We start from the raw sequence: 23,187 nt of genomic DNA on the forward strand, positions 1-23,187 counted from the left end.
CGTCCGGACGGGCTTGATTGTCAAGCCCGTCCGGTGCCGTCAGGACGGGATGTACGAGGCCAGGTCCCCGACCGCCGAGAAGCCGAGACCGTAGGCGCTCATCCCGCGCCCGTACGCGCCGATGTGCACCCCTGTCCGGGTGGAACCGGCCAGCACCCAGCCGAACTCCGACTCGCGGTAGTGGAAGGGCGTCGGCTCACCGTCGACCGGCAGCGAGAGCGCGGACCAGGCCGGTCCGCTCATGTCGTCGGCCAGCTCGAAGGCGGTCTCGGTCTGCTGGTCCAGCCAGTCGTCACGCAGCGAGTGGTCCAGCTGGGCGGGCCAGGTGTGGGCCAGCAGTCCCGAGCCGGCCAGCCAGGCCGCGGAGGAAACCGTGGTGGCGTCCAGGACGCCCGTGCCGTCACCGCTGCGGCGTACGGGGCTCGCCGCGACGGTGATGACCACCGCGAAGCGTTCCTTCTCCGTACCGGCCGCCTCCGAGCGTATCGACGGCTCGTCGCCGTGCCCCATCGCGCCGTGCTGGACCGTACCGTCAGCGGCCGCGCCGACCTGCATCAGCCAACGCGGGCCCGTGAAGGCCTCGTCCAGTCCGTACCAGGGGAACGGTGCCTTCAGATATCCGTCGACCGTGCGCCGGGCCGCGGCACCCGCCTTGCCCTCCGGTGCCGTCGTACGCTGCGCACCGGGAGCGGGGGAATCGCTGACCGTGCTCTGAGCCGCTGGTCGACTTGTCGTCTCCATCTACCCGGCCGCCTCCTCTGTGTCCGAGGTCCGGAGCGGACCCGCCCCCCTCGGGCGTCCTCGCGTCCTGACAGATGGAGAGAATAGCCACCCTGTCCCGGCTCGCAGGGATTGACGGTACTCAGGTGGCGTCTGCGTCGAAGGGCGGCCGCTCGTCCTGATCGACCTTTTCGCTCTTCTTCAGCAGGTCGGGGGTGCCGGAGGAGGCCCCCGTGGAGCCGTCGGCGTGGGAGACCGCGGCCGGCACGGAACGGTCCGCGCCGGAGCCGTTCACCGCGTCCGCGACGTCATTCATCTCTTTCTTGAGATCGAAGGAGCTGCGGAGCTCCTTGAGCTCCTTCAGGTCCTCGTTCTCGTTCAGCTGCTTGCGGATGAACGTCTTCGGGTTGAGGTCCTCGAATTCGAAGTCCTTGAACTCCGGCCCCAGTTCGGTGCGGATGTCCTCCTTGGCGCTCTCGGAGAACTCGCGGATCTTGCGGATGAAGCGGGTGACGTCCTGAATGACCTTGGGCAGCTTGTCGGGTCCGAAGACGAGCACGGCGAGCACGATGATCGTGACCAGCTCCAGTGCGCCTATGTCATTGAACACCCTGCTGCTCCTCGTGTTCTCTGTGGCCCGCAGATCGGATGGGTGCCGGGCCCGAACCACGGTACCCGGCGGAACTTCCGTGCGTCACGCGCCGTCGGCGGAGCCGAGGGTCAGTGTCATCGTCCGTTCCTTCCCGGCGCGGACCACGGTCAGCTCCAGACGGTCGCCCGGGCGGTGGGAACGGATCTTGACGATCAGCTCCTCGCCGCTGTGCACCCGCTGGCCGTCGACCTTGGTGATCACGTCACCGGCCTTGATGCCGGCCTTGGCCGCGGGACCGCCGGCCGAGACCGACCCGGAACCGTCCTTGCCCTTCTCGCCCACGCGCGCGCCGTCGCCGCTGTACTTCATGTCGAGGCTCACGCCGATCACCGGGTGGGTGGCCTTGCCGGTGTTGATCAGCTCCTCGGCGACGCGCTTGCCCTGATTGATCGGGATGGCGAAGCCGAGGCCGATCGATCCGGCCTGGCCGCCTTCCGCGCCCGCCGTGTCGGCGGCGCGGATCGCGCTGTTGATGCCGATGACGCGGGCCTTGGTGTCCACCAGCGGGCCGCCGGAGTTGCCCGGATTTATGGGGGCGTCGGTCTGGAGGGCGTCGACATAGCTGACGTCACTGCCGTCGCCCTTCTCCCCGCCCGCGGTGATCGGCCGTTCCTTGGCGCTGATGATCCCGGAGGTGACCGTGTTCTGGAGGTCGAAGGGGGCGCCGATGGCCACGACCGGGTCGCCGACCTGGACGCTGTCGGAGTTGCCGAGCGGCAGGGGCTTGAGCCCGGAGACACCCGCGACCTTGACGACGGCGAGGTCGTAGCCGCTGTCCTTGCCGACGAGGGTCGCCTTGGCCGTCTCGCCCCCGCTGAACGTGACGGAGATCTCACCGGCGGCGCCCGCCGGGTCGACGACATGGTTGTTGGTGAGGATGTGGCCCTGCTCGTCCAGGACGAAGCCGGTGCCGGTGCCCTGTTCGCCGCCGCCGCTCACATGGAGGGTGACGACACTGGGCAGGGCGCTGGAGGCGATACCGGCCACGCTGTCGGGCGCGCGGTCGCCGTTGTCCCGGGGAGCCTGCTGCAACTCGACCTGGGTGATACCGCCGTTGCGCTCGATGTACGCGCCGATCCCGCCGCCTATGCCGCCGGCGAGCAGCGCCACGACGAGGGCGCCCACCAGCAGCGAACCACGACGGCTGCGCTTCTTCGCGGGCTCACCGGGGTGGCTGAGCGGGGCGGCGCCGGGGGCGCTCCACGGGTCGTACTGGAGCCACAACGAGGGCTGCTGGTGCGCACCCTGGGGCTGGGCCTGCGCGTGGTGCGTGCCGTGAGCCTGCGGCTGCGGGTGATGCGGGACGTGGGTCTGCGACTGCGGGTGGTGCGCATCGGGCTGGGCGTGCGGGTGCGGGTGGTGAGCACCTGGGGCCTGCGCAGGCGCATCGGGCTGGGCGTGCGCAGGCGCGGGGGGAGGCGTCTGCTGGTGCGCCGGCGGGGCGAAGGCACCGCCCTCGGCGGCCTGCCCCGCGCCGTGCGGTGCCGTGTACTGCGGAGGTACGGACGTGCCCTGCGCGGGAGTCGGCGCAGGCCGCTGGACGGGCGGGGCGGGCGCCCAGGGGCCCGGTCCGCCGTACGGCGGCGTGCTGTAGACGTCCGGCTCGTGCAGCGGCTGCGGACGCTGCTGCTCGGGCACCGGTGCGGTGACGGGCTCGGCAACCGGAGCGACGGCGGGTTCGGCGACGGGTCCGGCGCCGGTCTCGGGTGCCTCGGCGCCGACGGGATCGGCCGCCGTCTGCGACTGCGCGCCCACTGAGGATGCCGCGACCGTTCCGGAAGCCGCGACCGGCACCGGCGCGAGGTGCTGCGTCTCGGATTCGCCATGAGCGGCACGTCCCGCGCTGGGCCGGCTCCACCACTTCGCCTTGGGTCCGGTGGGCTTCCCGTCGTCCATGCTCTCCCCGCAAACTGCCGACCACGGCGGCACCCCTGTGCGGTACCCCTCGGAAGATTCAACCAGGTTTGCGAATCCGCGCGCAGTGCCCGGTCAGCGCCGGGTCGTCAGGGACTGCGCGGGCTGCGTGGGGGCAATGAGGTGCGTGGGAGCCGGTGTTGCGTTCGCCTGGATGCCGACGGCGGACGCGAGCTGGAAGGCCGAGCCCGTCGGACGTATCAACGACGGTGCTGTGAACAGGGAGTTCACCACGGCCGGAACGGCGAGGGCGGGGTCCGGGGCGGCCGTCGCGGTCCCCATGTCGGGATCCGAGAGGCCGATGGGACGGTTCTCGGACCTGGCCTGGGCGTTGCTCCCGGCGCGGCGGCGATCGTACTCCGTGCTCCTGACGGATCCGGGCGCGGACGTCGACGAGGTGCCGCCGCCCGTCGTGCCGGAGCCGGCGGTGGCACGCAGCGGCGTCACGCTGTTCCCGGCGCCGCCTCCCCTGGGGTTCGCCTGGACGGAGGAGTCCAGCGGCAGCGAGCCGCCGAGGGCGATCGCGGCGAAGGAGACAGCACTCGCCGCCGCGAACGCGAACCTGCGGCCGCGCCAAGGGGAGCGTTCGGCTTCCTGACGTCCTACTTCATGGATACGGAAACCGCTCGATCCTCCGGGGAGGAACGCGGCATGCGCGCCCTCGGGGACGTATCCGAACGTCTCCGAGCGGGGGTCGCCGGTTCTACCCGCGGACGGACTCAGCGCTCCGAACACGGCTTCGGTCATGCGTCCGCCGCCGAACGGGCCGTCCCTGCCGTCGTCACCGTCGGACGGTCCGGCGGGCAGGCCCTGGAGCCGCGCCAGCAGCCCCTCGGAGGGCGGCGGTGGTGCGGTGTGGGCGAAGACGTCCTTCAGCCGTCGCTGGGCGTCGGCTTCGGCCTTGCACTTGGGGCAGGTCGCCAGGTGGGCGAGCACACGGTCCCGGGCGTCGTGTTTCAGCTCACCGTCGACAAGCGCGGCGAGCCGGTCCCCCAGGTGCTGCTCTGCAGGGGTCGGGCTGGAGCCACTCACGCCGTTCCGACCTCCCCTACCAGACCGACCGCGGCCGTCAGCGTCCGCTGTTCGGCACGGGCCTCGGGGGAACGGTGCTGAAGTGCCTTGCGCAGATGCGAGCGCCCACGGTGGATCCGGCTGCGGACCGTGCCGAGCTTGACGCCCAGGGTCGCGGCGATCTCCTCGTAGGACAGACCCTCGATGTCGCACAGGACCACGGCGGCACGGAACTCGGGTGCGAGGGTGTCCAGCGCCTGCTGGACGTCGGCGTCGAAGTGCGTGTCGTTGAAGACCTGCTGCGGGGACGGCTCACGGCTGGGCAGCCGCTCGGCCGCGTCGTCGCCGAGCGCGTCGAAGCGGATGCGCTGCTTCCTGCGGACCATGTCCAGGAAGAGGTTCGTGGTGATGCGGTGCAGCCAGCCCTCGAAGGTGCCCGGCGTGTACGTCGACAGCGAGCGGAAGACACGGACGAAGACCTCCTGTGTGAGGTCCTCGGCGTCGTGCTGGTTGCCCGTGAGGCGGTACGCGAGACGGTAGACGCGACCGCTGTGCGTGCTGACGATCTCCTCCCACGTGGGAGGCGTCCACGCCTGCGATTCCGCATCCGATGCGAAGGTCGCTGTAGTTGCGGAGTCGGCTGTGCGAGAACGGTCAGCAATGTCGGTCACGGATCTCGGCTCACCCGGTGACCTGAGGAAGCGCTTCAGCACTCCTCTCCGATCCGCAGGTGCAGCCGCACCTCCCCTGTCGGCTCTGGTGGTGTCCAGCGGAGCCCCTACCATAGCCACCTCGCCCGTTAGCTCCGGATAAGAATCTTTACGCGAATTTGGGTGCTGCTTCCGACCCTGGTCCATGTACTCCCCCCGCCTTCATAACGCCCGGTCCCATCAGCGGGTTCCCGGGCGCAACGGATACAGTCAGCGTCGCGCCAACTACGGGGACAGGAGAGGGTCATTACCGCCAACCGGCAGACGAGCTGGGCGTTCGCCGACGCCTTTGTCGCCGAGGACGACGCACTGCGCTGGGCCCGTGACCGGTCCCGGGAGTCAGGGCTCGCCTCGGTGTCGCCAGGCACCGGCGCAGCGCTGCGCCTGCTCGCTGCCACCGCCGACGCGAAGGCGGTCGCGGAGATCGGTACGGGGACAGGCGTCTCCGGGATCTATCTGCTCCAGGGCATGCGGCACGACGGCGTCCTGACCACCGTCGATCCCGAGCCGGACCGGCAGCAGTTCGCGAAGCAGGCCTTCCGCGCGGCGGGGTTCGCGGGCAACCGCGCCCGCTTCATCCCCGGCCGTGCCCTCGACGTCCTCCCCCGCCTCGCGGACGGGGGCTACGACCTCGTGTTCTGCGACGGCGACCGTATGGAGTCGCTGGACTGTCTCGCTGAATCGTTGCGCCTGCTCCGACCTGGGGGTCTTGTGTGCTTCGAAGGCGTCTTCGCGGACGGCCGCACGGTCGACTCCGCGGCCCAGCCGGCGGAGGTGCTGCGCCTGCGCGAACTGCTGCGCGCGGTCCGGGAGAGCCAGGAGCTGCTTCCGTCCCTGCTGCCGGTGGGCGACGGTCTGCTCTGCGCGGTCCGCCGGGGCTGACCCCGCCCGACCGCAGCGCCCGGCACGCGACACCGTCCCGCGACGCTCACCCTCGCGATTCCCCGTCCGCGAGTTCCGCCCCCCTCGTCCCTGAGCCCGTCGACGGTCCGACCGGCTCGCGTCGTTCGGAAACCACACTGCCCCGGCACCAAGCGTGCCGGGGCAGTGAAAAGTGTGGGGCTTCCGCGTCAGCCGACGACCTTCTTCAGGGCGTCGCCGAGAGCATCGGCTTCGTCCGGTGTCAGCTCGACAACAAGCCGACCGCCGCCTTCGAGCGGAACGCGCATGACGATGCCCCGCCCCTCCTTGGTCACCTCGAGCGGGCCGTCGCCCGTCCGCGGCTTCATGGCCGCCATGCTCGTTCCCCTTCCTGAAACCAGCTCATCGGCCGACAACCCAGGTGTCACCGGCATCGAACACAGTGCTTCCAGGTCATTATCCCGCATGGCGGGACCCGATGACCAACATCAGTCGGCATCGCTTAGGCAACGCGCTCGCGCAAAACCACTCAATTCGGCGATCCGCCTGCGATACTTCGCCGCCCTCCGCACCGAAGCCGCTCGAGATTGCCGGAAGATTGTTAGACGCAGGTCACATGCCCACCCACCGCGATCTCCGCCATGCTGGCCCTGGACACCACCGCTGAGCCGTAAAGGGGACCTGCCATGGCCGACTCCGTGCTGTACGAGGTGAGCGACGGACTCGCGACGATCACGATCAACCGGCCCGAGGCCATGAACGCGATGAACACCGAGGCGAAAGTCGCTCTGAGGGATTCGGCAGAGGCAGCCGCCGCCGATCCTGCCGTACGGGCGGTTCTGCTGACGGCGACCGGGCGCGCGTTCTGCGTGGGCCAGGACCTCAAGGAGCACATCTCGCTGCTCGCCGAGGACAAGGCCTCGGGCAGCGGCCACACCATGAACACGGTCCGGGAGCACTACAACCCCGTCGTGCGTGCGCTGACCGGGATGCCGAAGCCCGTCGTCGCGGGGATCAACGGCGTGGCCGCCGGGGCCGGCCTCGGCTTCGCACTCGCCGCGGACTACCGGGTCGTCGCCGACACCGCCTCCTTCACGACCTCGTTCGCGGGGGTGGCGCTGACGGCGGACTCCGGCGTCTCCTGGACGCTGCCGCGGCTGATCGGCCAGAGCCGGGCCGCCGACCTGCTGCTCTTCCCGCGGTCCTTCTCCGCGCAGGAGGCGTACGAGCTGGGCATCGCGAACAAGCTCGTCCCGGCGGACCAGCTGGCCGCGGAGGCCGCGGCGGTGGCCCGCGCGCTGGCGGACGGGCCGACCGTGGCCTACGCCGCGCTCAAGGAGTCGCTCGCCTACGGCGCCGGGCACACGCTCGACGAGACGCTGGAGAAGGAGGACGAGCTCCAGACGCTGGCGGGCGCGTCGGAGGACCACACCATCGCGGTGCAGGCCTTCGTCGCCAAGGAGAAGCCGAAGTACCTGGGCCGTTAAGGCCTCTCGTCAGGTGGCCCGGCCGCCCGAGGCGGAGCCTCTGGCCATGCAGTCGGCCAAGTGGTCGTCGACCAGGCCGCACGCCTGCATCAGGGCGTAGGCCGTCGTGGGTCCGATGAAACGCAGGCCCTGCTTCTTGAGGGCCTTGGCGAGCGCCGTGGACTCGTCGGTGACGGCAGGGACGTCGGCGACGGTCCGCGGCGCCGGCCGGGAAGCCGGGTCGGGTGCGTACGACCAGATGAGCGCATCCAGCTCGCCGGGCGGCCGCCCGGCGAGCACCCGCGCGTTGGCGAGGGTCGCCTCGATCTTGGCGCGGTTGCGGATGATCCCCTCGTCCGCGAGGAGGCGCTCCTTGTCCGCGTCGGTGTACTGCGCGACCGCCGCGATCGCGAAGTCGTCGAAGGCCCGGCGGAAGCCCTCGCGCCGGCGCAGGATCGTGATCCAGGACAGTCCGGACTGGAAGGCCTCCAGGCACAGCCGCTCGAAGAGCGCGTCGTCGCCGTGGACCGGCCGGCCCCACTCCTCGTCGTGGTACCTGACGTAGTCCTCGGTGGACAGTCCCCAGGGGCAGCGCAGCCGTCCGTCGGGCCCCGCCACCGCCCCGCCGGTCACTGCTCGGAGTCCTCGTCGGGCTTGCCGAAGCGGTCCTCGGGCTCGTCGAAGCGGTCTCCGCGCCGGAATCGGTCACCGGGCTTGGCGAAGGGGTCGCCGGGTCCGGAGAAGAGGTCCGCCGTGCCGACCGCGGTCGCCTGCGCACCCGCCAGGGCGGACTCCAGCTCGGCGATACGGGCGTCGCGCTCGGCGAGCTCCGCCCCGAGGCGGCCCAGCACGTCGTCCACGTCCGCCATCCGGTAGCCGCGCATGCCCACCGGCAGCCGCAGCGCCTCCACGTCCGCGCGGCCGACGGGCCGGGACTCGGGAAGGGGATCGACCAGCTGCTCGGGCGCGGCCTCGGGCAGCGCCGCGCTGTCGCCGCCGCCGACCACGGCGAGCGTGACCGCGGCGACCACCACGACCATCGCGATCAGCAAGAACAAGAACACGGGCGAACCCTCTCCACCGAACGGAATCTGTCCGCTGCTGATCGTGCCACGACCGTCCGGCGGTTAGGGTCGCAGGCGGACGAACCGAGGAGGAAACAGCTGATGCTGCGGCTGGGCCAGCGCGAATTCGACGCGCACGAGCCGGTGATCATGGCGATCGTGAACCGTACGCCCGACTCCTTCTACGACCAGGGCGCGACGTTCCGCGACGAGCCCGCGCTCGCCCGGGTCGAGCAGGCGGTGGCCGAGGGGGCCGCGATCATCGACATCGGCGGGGTGAAGGCCGGGCCCGGCGCCGAGGTCACCGCCGAGGAGGAGGCGCGGCGGACGGTCGGCTTCGTGGCCGAGGTGCGCAAGCGGTTCCCGGACGTGGTGATCAGCGTCGACACCTGGCGGCACGACGTCGGCGAGGCCGTCTGCGAGGCGGGAGCGGACCTGCTGAACGACGCGTGGGGCGGGGTCGACCCCAAGCTGGCCGAGGTCGCGGCGCGGTACGGCGCCGGTCTGGTGTGCACGCACGCGGGCGGCGCCGAGCCGCGTACGCGCCCGCACCGGATCGCGTACGACGACGTCGTCGCGGACATCCTGCGGGTGACGCTGTCACTGGCGGAGCAGGCTGTGGAGCTGGGCGTACGGCGCGACGCGATCATGATCGACCCCGGACACGACTTCGGGAAGAACACGCGCCATTCGCTGGAGGCGACGCGACGGCTCGGCGAGATGGTGGAGACGGGCTGGCCCGTGCTGGTCTCGCTGTCCAACAAGGACTTCGTCGGGGAGACGCTGGACCGCCCGGTGAAGGAGCGCGTGATCGGGACGCTGGCGACGACCGCCGTGTCGGCATGGCTGGGGGCGCAGGTGTACCGGGTCCACGAGGTGGCGGAGACCCGCCAGGTGCTGGACATGGTGGCCACGATCGCGGGCCACCGGCCGCCGGCGGTGGCCCGCAGGGGCCTGGCCTAGGACTTGTCGGTCGCCGGACGGGGCGTCCGGCGACCGAGGTCCGAGGGGGCGGTGTCTAGTGACCCGTCTCCTTCGTCACCAGGGACACGGCCTCCTCCACGTCGTCCGTCACGTGGAACAGCACCAGGTCCTTCTCCGACGCCTTCCCCTGCGCCACGACCGTGTGGCGCAGCCAGTCCACCAGGCCGCTCCAGTACTCCGTGCCGAAGAGCACGATCGGGAAGCGGGTCACCTTGCCCGTCTGGACGAGGGTCAGCGCCTCGAACAGTTCGTCCAGCGTGCCCAGGCCGCCCGGCAGGACCACGAAGCCCGAGGCGTACTTCACGAACATCGTCTTGCGGACGAAGAAGTAGCGGAAGTTCACGCCGATGTCGACGTGCGGGTTGAGGCCCTGCTCGTAGGGGAGCTCGATGCCGAGGCCCACCGAGATGCCCTTGGCCTCCCGCGCACCGCGATTCGCGGCCTCCATCGCCCCCGGGCCGCCGCCCGTGATCACCGCGAAACCGGCCTCGACCAGCGCCTTCCCGATCCGGATGCCCGCCTCGTACTCGGGTGAGCCGGGCGCCGTGCGGGCGGAGCCGAAGACACTGATCGCGCTGGGCAGTTCGGCGAGCGCGCCGAAGCCCTCCACGAACTCCGACTGGATGCGCATGACCCGCCAGGGATCGGTGTGCACCCACTGGGAGTCGCCCTCGGTGTCCAGCAGCCGCTGGTCGGTGGTGCCGGGCTGCACCTGGTCCCTGCGGCGCAGCACCGGCCCCAGTCGCTGCTCCTCCAGCGCCTGCAAACCCTCGGGGTTGCCCATGACCTGCTCCCTCCGCCGAACATCGTTGCTTTGGGTCAGGGTAGGTCGGAGAACGTTACGAAATGTGAAATCCCGGCGGTCAGGAGGTGAGCCAGTCACGCAGCCGCTGCTCGCAGTGCACGATCTTGTCCACCTCGACGTGCTCGTCCCGCTTGTGCGCGTAGAGCGGGTCGCCCGGTCCGTAATTGACCGCCGGGACGCCCAGCGCGCTGAAACGGGACACGTCGGTCCACCCGAACTTCGGTCGCGCGCTCCCGCCCACGGCCTCCATGAACGCGGCGGCGGCAGGGTGGGAGAGTCCGGGCAGCGCACCGCCGGTGTGGTCGTCCACCACGAACTCCGCGACACCGCAGCCGGCGAAGACCTCGCGGACGTGGGCCACGGCCTCCTCCTCGCTGCGGTCCGGCGCGTACCGGTAGTTGACGACGACCGTGCACGCGTCCGGGATGACGTTGGTGGCGACGCCGCCCTCGATCCCCACCGCGTTGAGGCCCTCGTGGTACTCCAGTCCGTCGATCACCGGCCGGCGCGGCTCGTACGCGGCGAGGCGGGCCAGGATCGGCGCCGCCGCGTGGATGGCGTTGGACCCCATCCAGCTGCGCGCGGAGTGGGCCCGCTCCCCCGCCGTACGGAGGTGGACCCGCAGGGTCCCCTGGCAGCCGCCCTCGACCTCGCCGTACGACGGCTCCAGCAGGATGGCGAAGTCGCCCCGCAGCCACTCGGGGTGGGCCTCGGCCACATGTCCCAGACCGTTGAGGTGGGCGGCGACCTCTTCGTTGTCGTAGAAGACGAAGGTGAGATCGCGGTTGGGCTCGGGGACGGTCGCGGCCATCCGCAGCTGGAGCGCCACACCCGACTTCATGTCGCTGGTGCCGCAGCCCCAGAGGATGCCGTCGTCGTCGAGCCGTGAGGGCACGTTGTCGGCGATCGGGACCGTGTCGATGTGACCGGCGAGGATGACCCGCTCGGTGTGCCCGAGGTTCGTGCGCGCCACCACGTTGTTGCCGTGCCGGTCGACCGTGAGGTGCGGGAAGGCGCGCAATGCCTGCTCGATGGCGTCCGCGAGGGGCTTCTCCTCGCCGCTGACGGAGCGGAAATCGACCAGTGCGGCGGTCAGCGCCGGGGCATCAAGAGTGAGGTCAAGCACGGTTTCAGGCATGCCTCCGACCCTAGCGCGGGCTCCAGTACGGTGGGCACGTGCCCGAGACCGCCTCCCCCCTCCGGCGCGGCCGCCTCCCGCGCTTCGCGGCCGCGTTCGCCGTGCTGCTGGCAGTGGCCGGTTATGTCGCCGTGCAGTACGTGTCCAGCGGGGGCACCCCCCGCTGCACCGTGCGCGCCGCCTCGGGCTCGGACGGTCCGAGCTATGAACTCACCACCGAGCAGGCCGCGAACGCCGCGACCATCTCCGCCGTGGGCACCACCCGCGGCATGCCGGAGCGCGCGGTCACCATCGCGCTCGCGACCGCACTTCAGGAGTCGGGGCTGCGCAACATCGAGCACGGCGACCGTGACTCGCTCGGCCTGTTCCAGCAGCGTCCGTCCAAGGGATGGGGCACGACGGCCCAGATCCTCGACCCGGTGTACTCGGCGGGGAAGTTCTACGCCCACCTCGCGGAGGTCCCCGGCTACTCGCGCCTCCCGCTGACCGTCGCCGCGCAGCGCGTGCAGCGCAGCGGCTTCCCGCAGGCGTACGCCAAGCACGAGCCGGACGCCACCCTGCTGGCCGCCGCACTCACCGGGCGCACGAGCGGCGCGTTGACGTGCGACCCGGGCACGTCCACGGAAGCCGGCGACCCGGCCAGGGTGCGCGCCGAACTGGTGCGCGCGTTCGGGCCCGGGGTCACGCCGAAGTCCCCTGCCGCTGCGGGGGCTCCGGGCGCCGGCGAGGTGTCCGTACCGGTGGCGTCCACGGTCGCCGCGGACGGCGGCGGAGCGTCCCGGCAGGGCTGGGAGCTGGCGCACTGGGCGGTGGCCCGGGCGGACGGTCTGCGGATCGAGGAAGTGTCGTACGGCGGCAAGGTGTGGAGCGCGAAGGAGTCCGGCAGGGGCTGGCATTCCGCCGCGGCGTCCGCGGCCGGTGCGGCGGGGAATTCGCGCCAGGAATCCGGCACGGATGCCGACCCGGGTGAAGTTCGAATTCGCATCGCACGCTGATACGAGCGCTCCCCCGGAAGGGGAACGCCCGGACGCTCACACCAGGGTGTGACCCGGGCGTTTGCACTCACCATCACCCTTGCGGGAAATCCCTTGCGGCCACGGCGAAGTGACGGTTCGGCGACCCCTTGCGCAATGGAATGTTTGCCCGTCTTTATCCGGGACTGATAATGCGACACATTACTAACTCTTTACCTTCGCGTACCGCAACTTCCCCCTCCCCCCGAACGGTTGTCACTGCGTCCGAGTGCCGGAAGCGGCGCCGGACAGGCACAACCACACCGTCCTTCTCGTCTCAAGGAGCATCATGTCCCTCCCCCTGACCCGTCGGATCGCCCGTGCCGCGCTGCTCATCGCGGCGGGTGCAGCCCCCGTGGTCGGTGCGGCCGGCTCCGCAAGCGCCGTGGACCTTCCGCAGGCTCCGGTCGGCAGCCTGACCGCTCTCGACGCCGAGGGCGTCACCGGCACCCTCGAGGGTGCCACCCAGAAGTCCACCGAGGTGGCCGGCCAGACAGGTGGCTCCGCCGTGAAGAAGGCCGTCCCGGCCGCGGGCAAGACCGTCGGCAAGACCGGCAAGGCGGCGACCCCGGTTGCCCAGAAGGCCGCCGGTGACGAGGCGGGCAGCGCGGGCGACGTCCTCGGTGAGACGGCCGGCGGAGCCACCGACTCCCTGGGCGGCGGCGGCCTGCCGACGGACGCGCTCGCCGGTGGCGGCCTGCCCACCGACCAGCTGCCGGTGAAGGACCTGCCGCTCGGCTGATCACCGCACCACGACGCGGGGCCGAACGACGGAGGGGCCCCGGGAGCACGAACTCCCGGGGCCCCTCCCTGCCGTGCCGGACGGCAGACCTCAGCCGCCCAGACGCTTGACCGCGGCGGCCACGCGCTCGTCCGTGGCCGTGAGGGCCACCCGGACGAACCGCTCGCCGGCCGGCCCGTAGAAGTCACCGGGCGCGACCAGAATGCCGAGGTCCGCCAGGTGCGCGACCGTGTCCCAGCACGCCTCGTCGCGCGTCGCCCACAGGTAGAGGCTGGCCTCGCTGTGCTCGATGCGGAAGCCGTGGGCCTCCAGCGCCGCCCGCAGCGCGGTGCGCCGGGCGGCGTAGCGGGCCCGCTGCTCCGAGACGTGCGTGTCGTCGCCGAGGGCGGCGATCGTCGCGGCCTGCACCGGCGCCGGCGTCATCATTCCGCCGTGCTTGCGGATCTGGAGCAGCTCACCGAGTACCGCGTCGTCGCCGGCGATGAAGGCGGCGCGGTATCCCGCCAGGTTCGAGCGCTTGGAGAGCGAGTGCACCGCGACGACACCCTCGTAGGTCCCGCCGCAGACGTCCGGGTGCAGCACCGAGACCGGCTCGGCCTCCCAGCCCAGCTCCAGGTAGCACTCGTCGCTGAAGACCAGGATCCCGTGCTCGCGCGCCCAGGCGACGATGCGGACCAGCTCGTCCTTGGCGAGGACCCGCCCGGTCGGATTCGACGGCGAGTTGAGCCAGAGGAGTCGCAGTCCCCGCGGGTCGAGCTCGGTGGGGTCGTCGTACACGACGGGCGTGGCGCCGCACAGCCGGGCGCCGACCTCGTAGGTCGGGTAGGCCAGTCGGGGGTACGCCACCTTGTCGCCGGCGCCGAGCCCGAGCTGGGTCGGCAGCCAGGCCACGAGCTCCTTGGAGCCGACGACCGGCAGCACGTTGGTGTGCGCGACATCGACGGCGCCGAGCCGGCGCTCCACCCAGCCGGTGAGTGCGTCCCGCAGCTCGGACGTGCCCCAGACCGTGGGGTAGCCCGGCGAGTCGGCGGCCTCCACGAGGGCCTTCCGGATCAGTTCCGGCACGGAGTCGACCGGGGTGCCGACCGAGAGGTCCACGATGCCGTCCGGGTGGGCCGCGGCCGTCGTCTTGTACGGCTCGAGCTTGTCCCAGGGGAAGGTCGGAAGGCGCGAAGAGACTGCGGACACGAGGGCTTCTCTTTCTCGTTCGTGGGGCCGGCGGCCGGGTGGGGACAAACGCCTCGGTCCCGTACGGACGACGACCGTACGGGACCGGGGACGGCGACAGCTGCCGAGCCGGCTGCTACTGGTTCTGCGGCGGCAGGGCGGCGATGAAGGGGTGGTCACGCTCGATCAGACCGAGCTTGGAGGCACCACCGGGCGAACCGAGCTCGTCGAAGAACTCGACGTTCGCCTTGTAGTAGTCCTTCCACTCTTCCGGAGTGTCGTCCTCGTAGAAGATCGCCTCGACGGGGCAGACCGGCTCACAAGCACCGCAGTCGACGCATTCGTCGGGGTGGATGTACAAGGACCGGGAACCCTCGTAGATGCAGTCGACGGGGCACTCCTCGATGCACGCCTTGTCCTTGACGTCGACACAAGGCTGCGCGATGACGTAGGTCACGCTGTCGTTCCTCCTCGGTAGGGCTGGCATTGCGCGGGAGCGCGGCGTCGTCGATGCCCGCCCCTAGTATCTCCGTTCCTGGGCACGATCCGAACAGGAGGGGCTGGCAGAGCTGTGGAAATCACCGGCGGCGGACGCCTCGAAGTCCGTATTACACCCGCTGACGTGGGCAAACGAGTGTCTGTCCGGCGCCTCACGGAGGCAACCCCGGGGGGCGAGAAGTTCACCGACACGGTTGGTGTTCTCACATCATGGGACGCGGGTGTGCTGCTGATCACACGGCGGACCGGTGAGAGTGTCCGTATCCCGGAATCGTCGCTGGTCGCGGGCAAGGTGGTACCCGCGGCGCCGGCCCGCCGACGCGGTCCCGCGGCGGACTTCCACGAGCTGGCCCGGGTGACGGCACGGGCCTGGCAGCCGGTGGAGCGCGAACGGCTCGGCGACTGGGAGCTGCGGGCCGCGTCCGGCTTCACCCGGCGCGCCAACTCGGTGCTGCCGCTCGGCGACCCCGGACTGCCGCTCGACGACGCACTGGACCGGGTGCGTGCCTGGTACGAGGAGCGGGGACTGCCCGCGTATGTGCAGACGGCGACCGGTGCGGCCGGGGCGCAGGAGCAGCTGGGCGCCCAGCTGGCGGCGCGCGGCTGGGCGCGCGAGGTGTCGGCGGACCTGCGGATCGGCGCGCTGGCACCCATCGCCGACCTCGACGCGGACGTCGAACGGGTCCGGCTGGCGCGCACCTTCGACGAGTCCTGGCTCCAGCGCTACCAGCGGACCGGTGTGCCCGGCAGCCATGTGCTCAAGGTCCTGGGAAGCGGCCCGTCCGTGTGGTTCGCCTCCGTGGGCAGCGAGGGCACGGTGCCGGCGGCGATCGGACGGTGTGTGGTCGACGGACGCTGGGCGGGCTTCATGGCGGTGGAGGTGGATCCCGCCTACCGGCGCCAGGGACTCGCGACGGCGGTGATGACCTCCCTCGCACGGCGTGCCCTGGAGGAGGGCGCCTCCGCCGCGTGGCTCCAGGTGGAGGAGGACAACGCGGGGGCGGGAGCGCTGTACGAGGGCATGGGGTTCACGACCCTGTACCGCTATCACCACTTCCGATCGGCGTAGACGGGTACGACTGGCGTATGCACGACGATCCCTGGCGGCGGCGGTTCACGGACGAGGCACGCTCCGAGCGGCCCGATCTCGCCCTGCTGTGCCTGCTGATCGGCACGGAGGCGGACCCCGGCCTGGACGAGGCCGGCCTGGACGCGGCCCAGATCGAACTGGACCGTCTCGCCGGCCTGCTTCCCTACGGCGCGAAGAGCCCCCGTGCCTGGGCGGCCGCGCTGGCCGCCCTGCTCGGCGGACGCTGCGACTTCCGCGGGTCCCCCGGCGACTACCAGCGGCTCGAGTCCTCCCTGCTGCACGAGGTGCTCCGGCGGCGCCGCGGTCTGCCGATCCTGCTGTCGGTGGTGTGGATCGAGGTGGCACGGCGTGCGGGCGCGCCGGTGTACGGGGTCGCCCTGCCCGGCCACTTCGTCGTCGGCTTCGGCGAGCCGGGCGAACAGGTCCTGGCCGACCCGTTCGCCGGCGGGCGGCCGCTGACCGGGACCGACGCCGAGCTGCTGGTCGCGGGGGCGACAGGGGCCCCTCTGGACGCCTCCATGCTGACTCCGGCGAGCCCGCTCGACGTGGTGCTGCGCATCCTCAACAACATCCGCGCCTGGGCGGCTGCCCGCCCGGAACAGTCGTCGGTCGCCCTGTGGGCCGTGGAGCTCTCCCTGCTCCTGCCCTCGCATCCCGCGCGGCTGCGCTATGAGCGGGCCCAGCTGCTCGTGCAGCGCGGCGAGTTCATGACGGGCGCGGCCGAGCTGGACGCGTACGCGGACGTGGTCGCGACGGTCGAGCCGGCGACGGCGGAAGCGATCCGGGGACGGGCGCGGGCGGCGCGGTCGCGGCTGAACTGAGGCTCGCTCCCGCGACCGACGGCCGTTGACGACGCCCAGGCGTGCGCCCCTGTGCGGAATCGGGACCGCCCGTTCGGCGTTCCCCTCGCCGGCAGCCGGCAGTCGGCACCCCTGGCGCGGAAGCCGGCGGCCTGACGCGGTCATCGACGAAGCCCCCGACCGGTGGGTCGGGGGCTTCGCCGATGACGGTCGCGGGCCGTCGTCAGCTCGGGTCGAGTGCGATCTCGGCGGTCCGCTCGGCCGGGGTGGTGCCTCGCAGCGCCGTCCCCATCGCCTGGGCCACGTCGTCGGCGTTGAGCTGGTGCTTCTTGCCGTCGCCCTTGGTGATCAGCACACCGTCGAAGACGCCGTCGAGCAGCTCGTCGATCGCCTTCTTGTCGTAGACCTCCACGAGCTTCCCGTCGATCGCCTTCATCGACAGGATCTTCGGCAGTGACCGCGCGGGGCCGAACTGGATCTGCTTGCCGCCTGCCTTGATGGTGATCAGGCCGGACATCGCGGGCTCCGCGAAGTCCTTCATCGCCCGGTCGATCTCGGCCTGGGTGATGGTCGGCTGGCGGGCGGCGACGGGCAGTTCCACGAGGTTCGGCCGGCCCGTCTCGACCTGGGCGCGGTACGCGTCCTTGACCGAGATCATGGAACGGCCGACGTCCAGAGCCTGGCCCGCCTTCCCCGGTACCGGGACGACCTTGTCCGGCTCGAACCTGATCGTGCCCTCGGTGGCCGAGCCGGACACGCCGGCCAGGTCCGTGAGCGCGACGCTCAGCTTCTCCTCGTCGACGAGGATCACCGGCTCGGCGACACGCTCGCCGCCGAGGAGGGAACCGATCACCGACACCGGGTTGTAGTCGCTGCCGGCCGCATTGCGCACGGTGGCCTGGCTGTCGAGGGAGAGACCGGCCTTGTCCGGCGCGAGCTGCTCCTTCTTGCCGCCGACCGAGAGCTGGAGCGGCGAGGCCGCACGCTTGCCGAGGGCGGCCTCCAGTTTGTTGACGCCCTGCTCCGTGGAGCCGCCGCCGATGTCGACGCCGAGCACCGTGGTGCTCTTGGGCACCTCGGAGTGGTTCATCAGCAGTCCGGCGCCGTAGGCGACGCCGAGCAGACCGACCACACCGGCGCCCGCGAGCACCAGCTTCGACCGACCCTTCTTGACGGGCTTGGCCGCGGCGGGCCGGGGCTGGGCGGGCCGGGGTGCCGCGTCCGCTCCGGGGGTGGGCACGACGGGACCGGCGGGACCGCCGCCCGGGCCCGCGGGGAACTCGGGTGCGGAGAACTCCCCGGTCTCGTGCGGTCCGGGGATCGGGGGCGCGAGCGGATTCGGCCCGGGGCCCACGCCGCCTGCGCCGAGCGGTGGGAAGGGCGAGCGGTGGTCGCCGGGAACGACCGGGATGCCACTGGTGAGGGTGTCGCCGGAGACATGGCCGCCGGGACCGGGCGCGGGGTTGGCGAGCGGATCGCCGACCGGGTTCTGCGGGGTGAGCACGGCGGTGTCGTCGGACATCCGCGGGCCACCGGGACCGCCCGGACCACCAGGCCCGCCGATGCCCGGGCCGGGAACACCCGGACCGTGCGGACCGCCGGCGCCGGGACCGCCCGGAACACCGCCGCCGGGGCCGGGAGCACCCTGGTTGCCACCGGGGCGCGGACGGACCGGCATGCTGCCCTTGACCGGACCGCCGGTCGGTCCGGCGGGCTGGCGTGCCCCGGGCGGGGGCGTGCCGCCGCCGGGCGCGAAGCCGTTGGAACCGCCGGACGGCGGGCTGTCCGTGCTCGCCGCCAGATCGCTGAGCGCACTGCGCGGCTGACCGGCCTGCGGGGAGTCGGAGAAGTACGGGATGCCGCTGCCGTTGCTGCCCCCGGAGGGCGCGGGGCCCGCCGTGCCGGCACCGGGCGTGCCGCCCGAGACGGGCGGAGACGGAGCGGGGACCGCGGTCTTGCGCGGAGCGAACCAGTCGCTCGTCGGCGCCTTCTCGTCGGCCTGCGGCTCCGCCGCGGGAGCGGGAGCCTGAGCCGCCTCGGGCCGCGGTGTGCTGCCCGTGCGCTCGCTCTCCTTCTCCGCCGCAGCGGCCGTCGCGGAGGCACGCGTGGAGGCGTCGACGTCGCTCATCGGCGTACGCATCACGACCGGCGGAATCGGCCGCGAGCCCGGGATGTTGATCCGGATGCGCGTCGTCAGCGTGGTCTCGGTCCTCGGCTCGTCCGACTGGGCCTCGGGGGCCCGGTCGGCCGACGCGTCGGCCGGAGCGTCCTGCTGGGGATGCAGCGACGGATACTGGCGCGATCCGTACGGCGGTGTCCCGGAGGGATACGCGGCTCCACCGCGCCCCTGGGGGCCGGCGGACGAACTGTCAGTTTCACGACTCAAAGCAGGTTCTCCCGGTTGGCTCCGCCGCCCGTTTCTTACTGGATAGCTACTGCTGTGGGCGGCTCGGCGGCGCGCACCACCATACTGGCCGCCGCGGACACACGCCCCGTGACTGTGGAAAGCATCATTCCGCAGACCGTGCGCGCACGGTCGGTCCTGCGGCCTGCCACCCTCCGCGGCGACCCACCCTAGGGGTCCCGGGAACCGGCTGCCTGCCGGGGGTGCCGAGCGTCCTTTATCTGCCAAGTCGGCCGGTGGTGCCGCCCGGTTGCACGGGACGCGACATGGTGGCACACATCACAGCCGCCGCCAGACCACCGAGCATGTAGACGAGCGGCCCGATCCCCGCGGAGAACATCCCGTCGCCCTCCGGCCGTCCGATGCTCAGCAGCACGATGGCGGCCAGCCAGCCGGCGGCCGGCGCGACCGCGCCGAGCTGGGTGCCCGTGGCCCGCAGAGCGCCGTAGAACAGACCGGCCGAGCCGGCCAGCGACAGCAGCAACCCGCCCGGGAACCAGGCCCCTTGGACCAGCGAACCCGCCGCGCCGACGACGGCGCCGAGGACGGCGAGACCGAGGTACGCGGCGATGCGTCCGGGCTTCACCGGCCCCGCGAACCAGAGGCCCGGCGTGTGGTCCTGGCTCATGTGCTCACTCCCGCGAAGAGGTCGTGCTCGCGCTCGCCGGACGGCGCGCCCGATGCGCCCTGCACCAACTGGTAGTACTCGGTGGCGAAGATCGGTTGTCCCAGATCGTTGGAGAGTGCGAAGAAGGGGCCGTCCACGGCGATTTGGGTGGCATGGGCGCGCATGGCCGCCGCCTTCCGTTCCGCGTGGGCCGTGCCGTCGATCTCCGTGGTGATCTCGGAATCGTCGACCACGCCCGGAATGTCGTCGATCTCGGCGATGCCGGGGAAGTGCGTTCCGCTCGCGGCCCGTAGGCGGGCGAAGCCTTCCTCGGCGACGGACCGCGGCACCCGGTTCCAGTAGATCTTGGAGACGGTGTGCGCGTCGCCGAGGTCGCGCCGGAAGGCCCGCTCGCCGGCGAGTTCGGCGGCGCGCATGGCGACGCGGTGGGCCTGGATGTGGTCGGGGTGCCCGTAACCCCCGTTCGGGTCATAGGTCACCAGGACCTGGGGGCGCACCGAACGGATGATGTCGACGAGGTACAACGCCGCGTCGTCGACGGGGGTGTTCCAGAAGGCGCCCTCGCGGCGGTTCTGCGGGAGGCCCATCATCCCGGAGTCCCGGAAGCGGCCGGGGCCGCCGAGGAAGCGGTGGTCAAGGACACCGAGCTCCTTCATCGCCGCGGCGAGCTCGCCGATGCGATGGGCGCCGAGACGGTCCTCGCGGTCGGGTCCGAGGTGGGCGAGGTCGGCCGGAATGACCTCGCCTTCTTCCCCGAGGGTGCAGGTCACCAGGGTGACCTGGGCGCCGGCGGCCGCGTACAGGGCCATCGTCGCGCCGTTGTTGATCGACTCGTCGTCCGGGTGCGCGTGCACAAGGAGAAGACGACGGGCGGGAAGATCCTTCATACGGGACAGACTACGAGGCCGGGTGCGGCCCCGGGGTCCGTGGGCGCGACCCGGGCCCGTCGCCCGGATCAGGCTCTGGCACGTGATCCCTGGAAGGCGACCACCGGAAGGTGATCCCTGGAACGTGGTACCGCGATCCCTAGAACTTGATACCGCCGATCATCCCCGCCACGTTCGTGGTCAGTTCGTTGATGGTGGGGGCGATGGACGAGCTTGCGAGATAGAACCCGAGCAACACGCAGACCGCCGCATGCCCACCCTTGAGCCCGGACTTCCGGACCAGCAGGAAGACGACGATCGCCAGCAGCACCACCGCCGAAATCGAGAGTGCCACGGCGGTTCACCTCCACAGATATTCGGTCGGGACGGGCAGGTTGCATGTGCCAGGGGGGTCATACCCACCTCGCGCTACGGATCATAACTATCCGTACCAACGCATCGATCGGTGCACAGCAGCACGCGGGGGCGCACGACCGCTAGGTTCGGTCGCATGACCACGAGGCAACAGCTCTCCTTCCCGCGCCAGTACGCCAGGACCCAGCGCTTCACGCTCGGCGCACCGCGCGCCTTCACGGTGTCTCCCGACGGTTCCCGAGTGGTGTTCATCAGGTCTTCGTCCGGCACCGACCGGTCCGGCCGGCTGTGGGTGCTGGATCTCGACCAGGAGGCCGGACGGCCGCAGGAACGGGTGGCCGCCGATGCGGCCGCGCTGCTCGGCGGAGCGGACGAGAAGCTGTCCTCCGAGGAGCGCGCACGGCGCGAGCGCAGCCGTGAGGGATCGGCGGGGATCGTCACCTACGCGGTGGACCGTGCGGTCGAGTTGGCGGCCTTCACGCTCTCCGGCCGGCTCCACACGGCCGAGCTGCGCGCCGGGACCGCGCGTGAACTGCCCGTACCCGGACCGGTGATCGACCCGCGCCCGTCCCCCGACGGGCGCTGGATCGCCTACGCGGCCCAGGGCGCGTTGCGGGTGACCGGCGCCGAGGGCGAGGACGACCGGGCGCTCGCCGAGCCGAAGGACGAGGACGTCACGTACGGCCTCGCGGAGTTCATCGCGGCCGAGGAGATGGACCGGCTGCGCGGTTTCTGGTGGTCACCGGAATCGGACCGGCTGCTCGTCGCGCGCGTGGACGAGCGCGACGTGCGGCGCTGGTGGATCTCCGATCCGGCGCATCCGGACCGGGAGCCGGCGCAGGTGGCCTATCCCGCGGCCGGTACGCCCAACGCCGAAGTCCGCCTGTTCCTCGTCACACTGCAGGGGGAGCGCACGGAGGTGACGTGGGACCGAGCGCGCTACCCCTATCTGGCACGGGTCCACTGGTCGGACGCGGGCGCACCGCTGATGCTCGTCCAGTCGCGCGACCAGCGCACACAAGTACATCTGGCGGTGGACACGGAGAGCGGCACCACCCGAACGGTGCACGTGGACGAGGACCCGGTGTGGCTGGATCTCTTCCCCGGCGTCCCCGCCTGGGCGCCGGACGGGCGGCTCGTACGCATCGCGGACGAGGGCGGCGCACGTGTGCTGGCGGTCGGCGACCGGACCCTGACCGGGGCCGGGCTCCAGCTGCGGGCCGTCCTCGACATCGGCGAGAACGACGTCCTGGTCTCCGCGGTGGCCGGCGAGGACGCCGCGGACCCGGAGATCGGCGAGATCCATGTCTACCGGGTCAACGAGCTCGGTACGGAGCGGATCTCGGAGGGCGCGGGGGTGCACTCGGCCGTGCGCTCGGGTCCGGTGACGGTGCTCGCCTCGTCCCGTCCGGATGCCCCCGGGACGACGGTCCAGGTGCTGCGGGAGGGCAAGCCGGTCGCCACCGTGGCGTCGCACGCCGAGCAACCGGTGCTCACCGCGCACCCGCGGTTGTGCGAGGCGGGCGCACGGAGGATTCCCTGCGCCGTCCTGCTGCCGACCGGGTACCGGGAGTCGGACGGACCGCTTCCGGTGCTGATGGACCCGTACGGAGGGCCGCACGGACAGCGGGTGTTCGCCGCGCACAACCCCTATCTCACCTCGCAGTGGTTCGCGGACCAGGGCTTCGCGGTGATCGTCGCGGACGGGCGGGGATCGCCGGGCCGCTCCCCCGGCTGGGAGAAGGCGATCAAGGACAACTTCCCGCTGACGCTGGAGGATCAGATCGAGGCCCTGCACGGACTCGCCTCGTCCTTCCCGCTCGACCTGGAGCGGGTGGGCATCCGGGGCTGGTCGTACGGCGGCTATCTGGCGGCGCTCGCCGTGCTGCGGCGGCCGGATGTCTTCCACGCGGCGGTGGCGGGGGCTCCGGTGAGTGACATGCAGCTGTACGACACCCACTACACGGAGCGGTATCTCGGCGATCCGGCCGAGCGGCCGGAGGTCTACGCGGCGAACTCACTGGTGACGAAGGACGGTTTGACCGCACTGGAGAACCCGGCGAGGCCGCTGATGATCATCCATGGGCTGGTGGACGACAATGTGGTGGTGGCACACACGCTGCGTCTGTCGTCCGCCCTGCTGGCGGCGGGCAGGCCACATGAGGTGCTGCCGCTGACCGGGGTGACGCACATGACCCCGCAGGAGCAGATCGCGGAGAACCTGCTGCTTCTCCAGGTGGACTTCCTGAAGAGGTCACTGGGAATGCGGTAGCGAAGAC

At 71.5% G+C, this 23,187-nt stretch carries 24 protein-coding genes; 8 read left to right on the forward strand and 16 right to left on the reverse strand.

The genetic code is table 11. The features are described 5' to 3' along the window. Window positions 1-39: 39 nt before the first annotated feature. The 5 genes from RPQ07_RS12965 to sigE form a co-directional block, all read right to left on the reverse strand. Window positions 40-741, reverse strand: a complete 702-nt coding sequence (locus tag RPQ07_RS12965; RefSeq protein ID WP_313944280.1) for a hypothetical protein — start codon at window positions 739-741, stop codon at window positions 40-42. A 121-nt stretch (window positions 742-862) separates the two neighbouring features. Beyond that, window positions 863-1,330 (reverse strand): sec-independent translocase, encoded by a 468-nt coding sequence (locus RPQ07_RS12970; RefSeq protein WP_313944281.1) that lies wholly within the window; start codon window positions 1,328-1,330, stop codon window positions 863-865. A gap of 84 nt (window positions 1,331-1,414) precedes the next feature. Continuing rightward, entirely contained in the window at window positions 1,415-3,268 is a 1,854-nt protein-coding gene (locus RPQ07_RS12975) for a S1C family serine protease (protein WP_313944282.1), read from the reverse strand. A gap of 93 nt (window positions 3,269-3,361) precedes the next feature. Continuing rightward, the gene (locus tag RPQ07_RS12980) at window positions 3,362-4,318 is read right to left on the reverse strand and encodes an anti-sigma factor family protein (protein WP_313944283.1); all 957 of its coding nucleotides are present in this window, start codon (window positions 4,316-4,318) and stop codon (window positions 3,362-3,364) included. Beyond that, window positions 4,315-5,082 carry an RNA polymerase sigma factor SigE gene (gene sigE / locus RPQ07_RS12985; RefSeq protein ID WP_313944284.1) on the reverse strand — a complete coding sequence of 256 codons (768 nt, stop codon included), beginning with the start codon at window positions 5,080-5,082 and terminating at the stop codon, window positions 4,315-4,317. Before sigE ends, RPQ07_RS12980 begins: the two co-directional genes overlap by 4 nt. A 129-nt stretch (window positions 5,083-5,211) precedes the next feature. Between sigE and RPQ07_RS12990 the strand changes: the two genes are divergently transcribed. Next, window positions 5,212-5,889: an O-methyltransferase gene (locus RPQ07_RS12990; protein WP_313948879.1), complete on the forward strand. Its 678-nt coding sequence runs from the start codon at window positions 5,212-5,214 to the stop codon at window positions 5,887-5,889. A gap of 188 nt (window positions 5,890-6,077) precedes the next feature. On the opposite strand, the gene RPQ07_RS12995 is transcribed toward RPQ07_RS12990, so the two are convergent. Continuing rightward, a complete protein-coding gene (locus RPQ07_RS12995; RefSeq protein ID WP_003966491.1) occupies window positions 6,078-6,245 on the reverse strand; it encodes a DUF3117 domain-containing protein in 168 nt (55 codons plus the stop codon). 309 nt (window positions 6,246-6,554) lie between these two features. On the opposite strand from RPQ07_RS12995, the gene RPQ07_RS13000 reads away from it, so the two are divergent. Next, complete coding sequence (locus RPQ07_RS13000) at window positions 6,555-7,355, forward strand: enoyl-CoA hydratase/isomerase family protein (RefSeq protein WP_313944285.1); 801 nt, start codon at window positions 6,555-6,557, stop codon at window positions 7,353-7,355. A 9-nt stretch (window positions 7,356-7,364) separates the two neighbouring features. Here RPQ07_RS13000 and RPQ07_RS13005 read toward each other — a convergent pair whose 3' ends face one another. Then, window positions 7,365-7,967: a DNA-3-methyladenine glycosylase I gene (locus RPQ07_RS13005; RefSeq protein ID WP_313944286.1), complete on the reverse strand. Its 603-nt coding sequence runs from the start codon at window positions 7,965-7,967 to the stop codon at window positions 7,365-7,367. Beyond that, entirely contained in the window at window positions 7,964-8,398 is a 435-nt protein-coding gene (locus RPQ07_RS13010; protein WP_313944287.1) for a DivIVA domain-containing protein, read from the reverse strand. The genes RPQ07_RS13005 and RPQ07_RS13010 overlap by 4 nt, the downstream gene beginning before the upstream one ends. A gap of 102 nt (window positions 8,399-8,500) precedes the next feature. Between RPQ07_RS13010 and folP the strand changes: the two genes are divergently transcribed. Further along, window positions 8,501-9,361: a dihydropteroate synthase gene (gene folP, locus RPQ07_RS13015; RefSeq protein ID WP_313944288.1), complete on the forward strand. Its 861-nt coding sequence runs from the start codon at window positions 8,501-8,503 to the stop codon at window positions 9,359-9,361. 55 nt (window positions 9,362-9,416) lie between these two features. Here the strand turns inward: folP and RPQ07_RS13020 are convergent, their stop codons facing one another. Both RPQ07_RS13020 and dapE read right to left on the reverse strand, forming a co-directional pair. Beyond that, complete coding sequence (locus RPQ07_RS13020; RefSeq protein ID WP_313944289.1) at window positions 9,417-10,166, reverse strand: TIGR00730 family Rossman fold protein; 750 nt, start codon at window positions 10,164-10,166, stop codon at window positions 9,417-9,419. A 79-nt stretch (window positions 10,167-10,245) separates the two neighbouring features. Beyond that, window positions 10,246-11,325: a succinyl-diaminopimelate desuccinylase gene (dapE, locus tag RPQ07_RS13025; RefSeq protein ID WP_313944290.1), complete on the reverse strand. Its 1,080-nt coding sequence runs from the start codon at window positions 11,323-11,325 to the stop codon at window positions 10,246-10,248. 38 nt (window positions 11,326-11,363) lie between these two features. Here dapE and RPQ07_RS13030 point away from each other — a divergent pair, with 38 nt between their 5' ends. Both RPQ07_RS13030 and RPQ07_RS13035 read left to right on the forward strand, forming a co-directional pair. Next, window positions 11,364-12,320 (forward strand): hypothetical protein, encoded by a 957-nt coding sequence (locus RPQ07_RS13030; protein WP_313944291.1) that lies wholly within the window; start codon window positions 11,364-11,366, stop codon window positions 12,318-12,320. 307 nt (window positions 12,321-12,627) lie between these two features. Next, entirely contained in the window at window positions 12,628-13,080 is a 453-nt protein-coding gene (locus RPQ07_RS13035; protein WP_313944292.1) for an ATP-binding protein, read from the forward strand. A 90-nt stretch (window positions 13,081-13,170) separates the two neighbouring features. Here RPQ07_RS13035 and RPQ07_RS13040 read toward each other — a convergent pair whose 3' ends face one another. Both RPQ07_RS13040 and fdxA read right to left on the reverse strand, forming a co-directional pair. Continuing rightward, window positions 13,171-14,268 (reverse strand): bifunctional succinyldiaminopimelate transaminase/glutamate-prephenate aminotransferase, encoded by a 1,098-nt coding sequence (locus RPQ07_RS13040; RefSeq protein ID WP_313944293.1) that lies wholly within the window; start codon window positions 14,266-14,268, stop codon window positions 13,171-13,173. A gap of 115 nt (window positions 14,269-14,383) precedes the next feature. After that, window positions 14,384-14,704 (reverse strand): ferredoxin, encoded by a 321-nt coding sequence (gene fdxA, locus RPQ07_RS13045; RefSeq protein ID WP_018089397.1) that lies wholly within the window; start codon window positions 14,702-14,704, stop codon window positions 14,384-14,386. Between the two features lie 114 nt (window positions 14,705-14,818). On the opposite strand from fdxA, the gene RPQ07_RS13050 reads away from it, so the two are divergent. Both RPQ07_RS13050 and RPQ07_RS13055 read left to right on the forward strand, forming a co-directional pair. After that, window positions 14,819-15,814 carry a GNAT family N-acetyltransferase gene (locus RPQ07_RS13050; protein WP_313944294.1) on the forward strand — a complete coding sequence of 332 codons (996 nt, stop codon included), beginning with the start codon at window positions 14,819-14,821 and terminating at the stop codon, window positions 15,812-15,814. 17 nt (window positions 15,815-15,831) lie between these two features. Then, window positions 15,832-16,656, forward strand: coding sequence for a transglutaminase-like domain-containing protein (locus tag RPQ07_RS13055; RefSeq protein WP_313944295.1), 825 nt, complete (start codon window positions 15,832-15,834; stop codon window positions 16,654-16,656). Between the two features lie 202 nt (window positions 16,657-16,858). Here the strand turns inward: RPQ07_RS13055 and RPQ07_RS13060 are convergent, their stop codons facing one another. The 4 genes from RPQ07_RS13060 to RPQ07_RS13075 form a co-directional block, all read right to left on the reverse strand. Beyond that, entirely contained in the window at window positions 16,859-19,021 is a 2,163-nt protein-coding gene (locus RPQ07_RS13060) for a hypothetical protein (protein WP_313944296.1), read from the reverse strand. A 235-nt stretch (window positions 19,022-19,256) separates the two neighbouring features. Continuing rightward, complete coding sequence (locus RPQ07_RS13065) at window positions 19,257-19,667, reverse strand: DUF6113 family protein (protein WP_313944297.1); 411 nt, start codon at window positions 19,665-19,667, stop codon at window positions 19,257-19,259. Beyond that, window positions 19,664-20,554, reverse strand: coding sequence for an N-acetyl-1-D-myo-inositol-2-amino-2-deoxy-alpha-D-glucopyranoside deacetylase (mshB, locus tag RPQ07_RS13070; protein WP_313944298.1), 891 nt, complete (start codon window positions 20,552-20,554; stop codon window positions 19,664-19,666). Before mshB ends, RPQ07_RS13065 begins: the two co-directional genes overlap by 4 nt. Window positions 20,555-20,693: 139 nt before the next feature. Next, a complete protein-coding gene (locus RPQ07_RS13075; RefSeq protein WP_142213873.1) occupies window positions 20,694-20,888 on the reverse strand; it encodes a hypothetical protein in 195 nt (64 codons plus the stop codon). A 156-nt stretch (window positions 20,889-21,044) separates the two neighbouring features. Here RPQ07_RS13075 and RPQ07_RS13080 point away from each other — a divergent pair, with 156 nt between their 5' ends. After that, a complete protein-coding gene (locus tag RPQ07_RS13080; RefSeq protein WP_313944299.1) occupies window positions 21,045-23,180 on the forward strand; it encodes a S9 family peptidase in 2,136 nt (711 codons plus the stop codon). Window positions 23,181-23,187: the final 7 nt, after the last annotated feature.

This window comes from Streptomyces sp. AM8-1-1 (genome assembly GCF_032229325.1).
GTDB lineage: Bacteria > Actinomycetota > Actinomycetes > Streptomycetales > Streptomycetaceae > Streptomyces > Streptomyces achmelvichensis.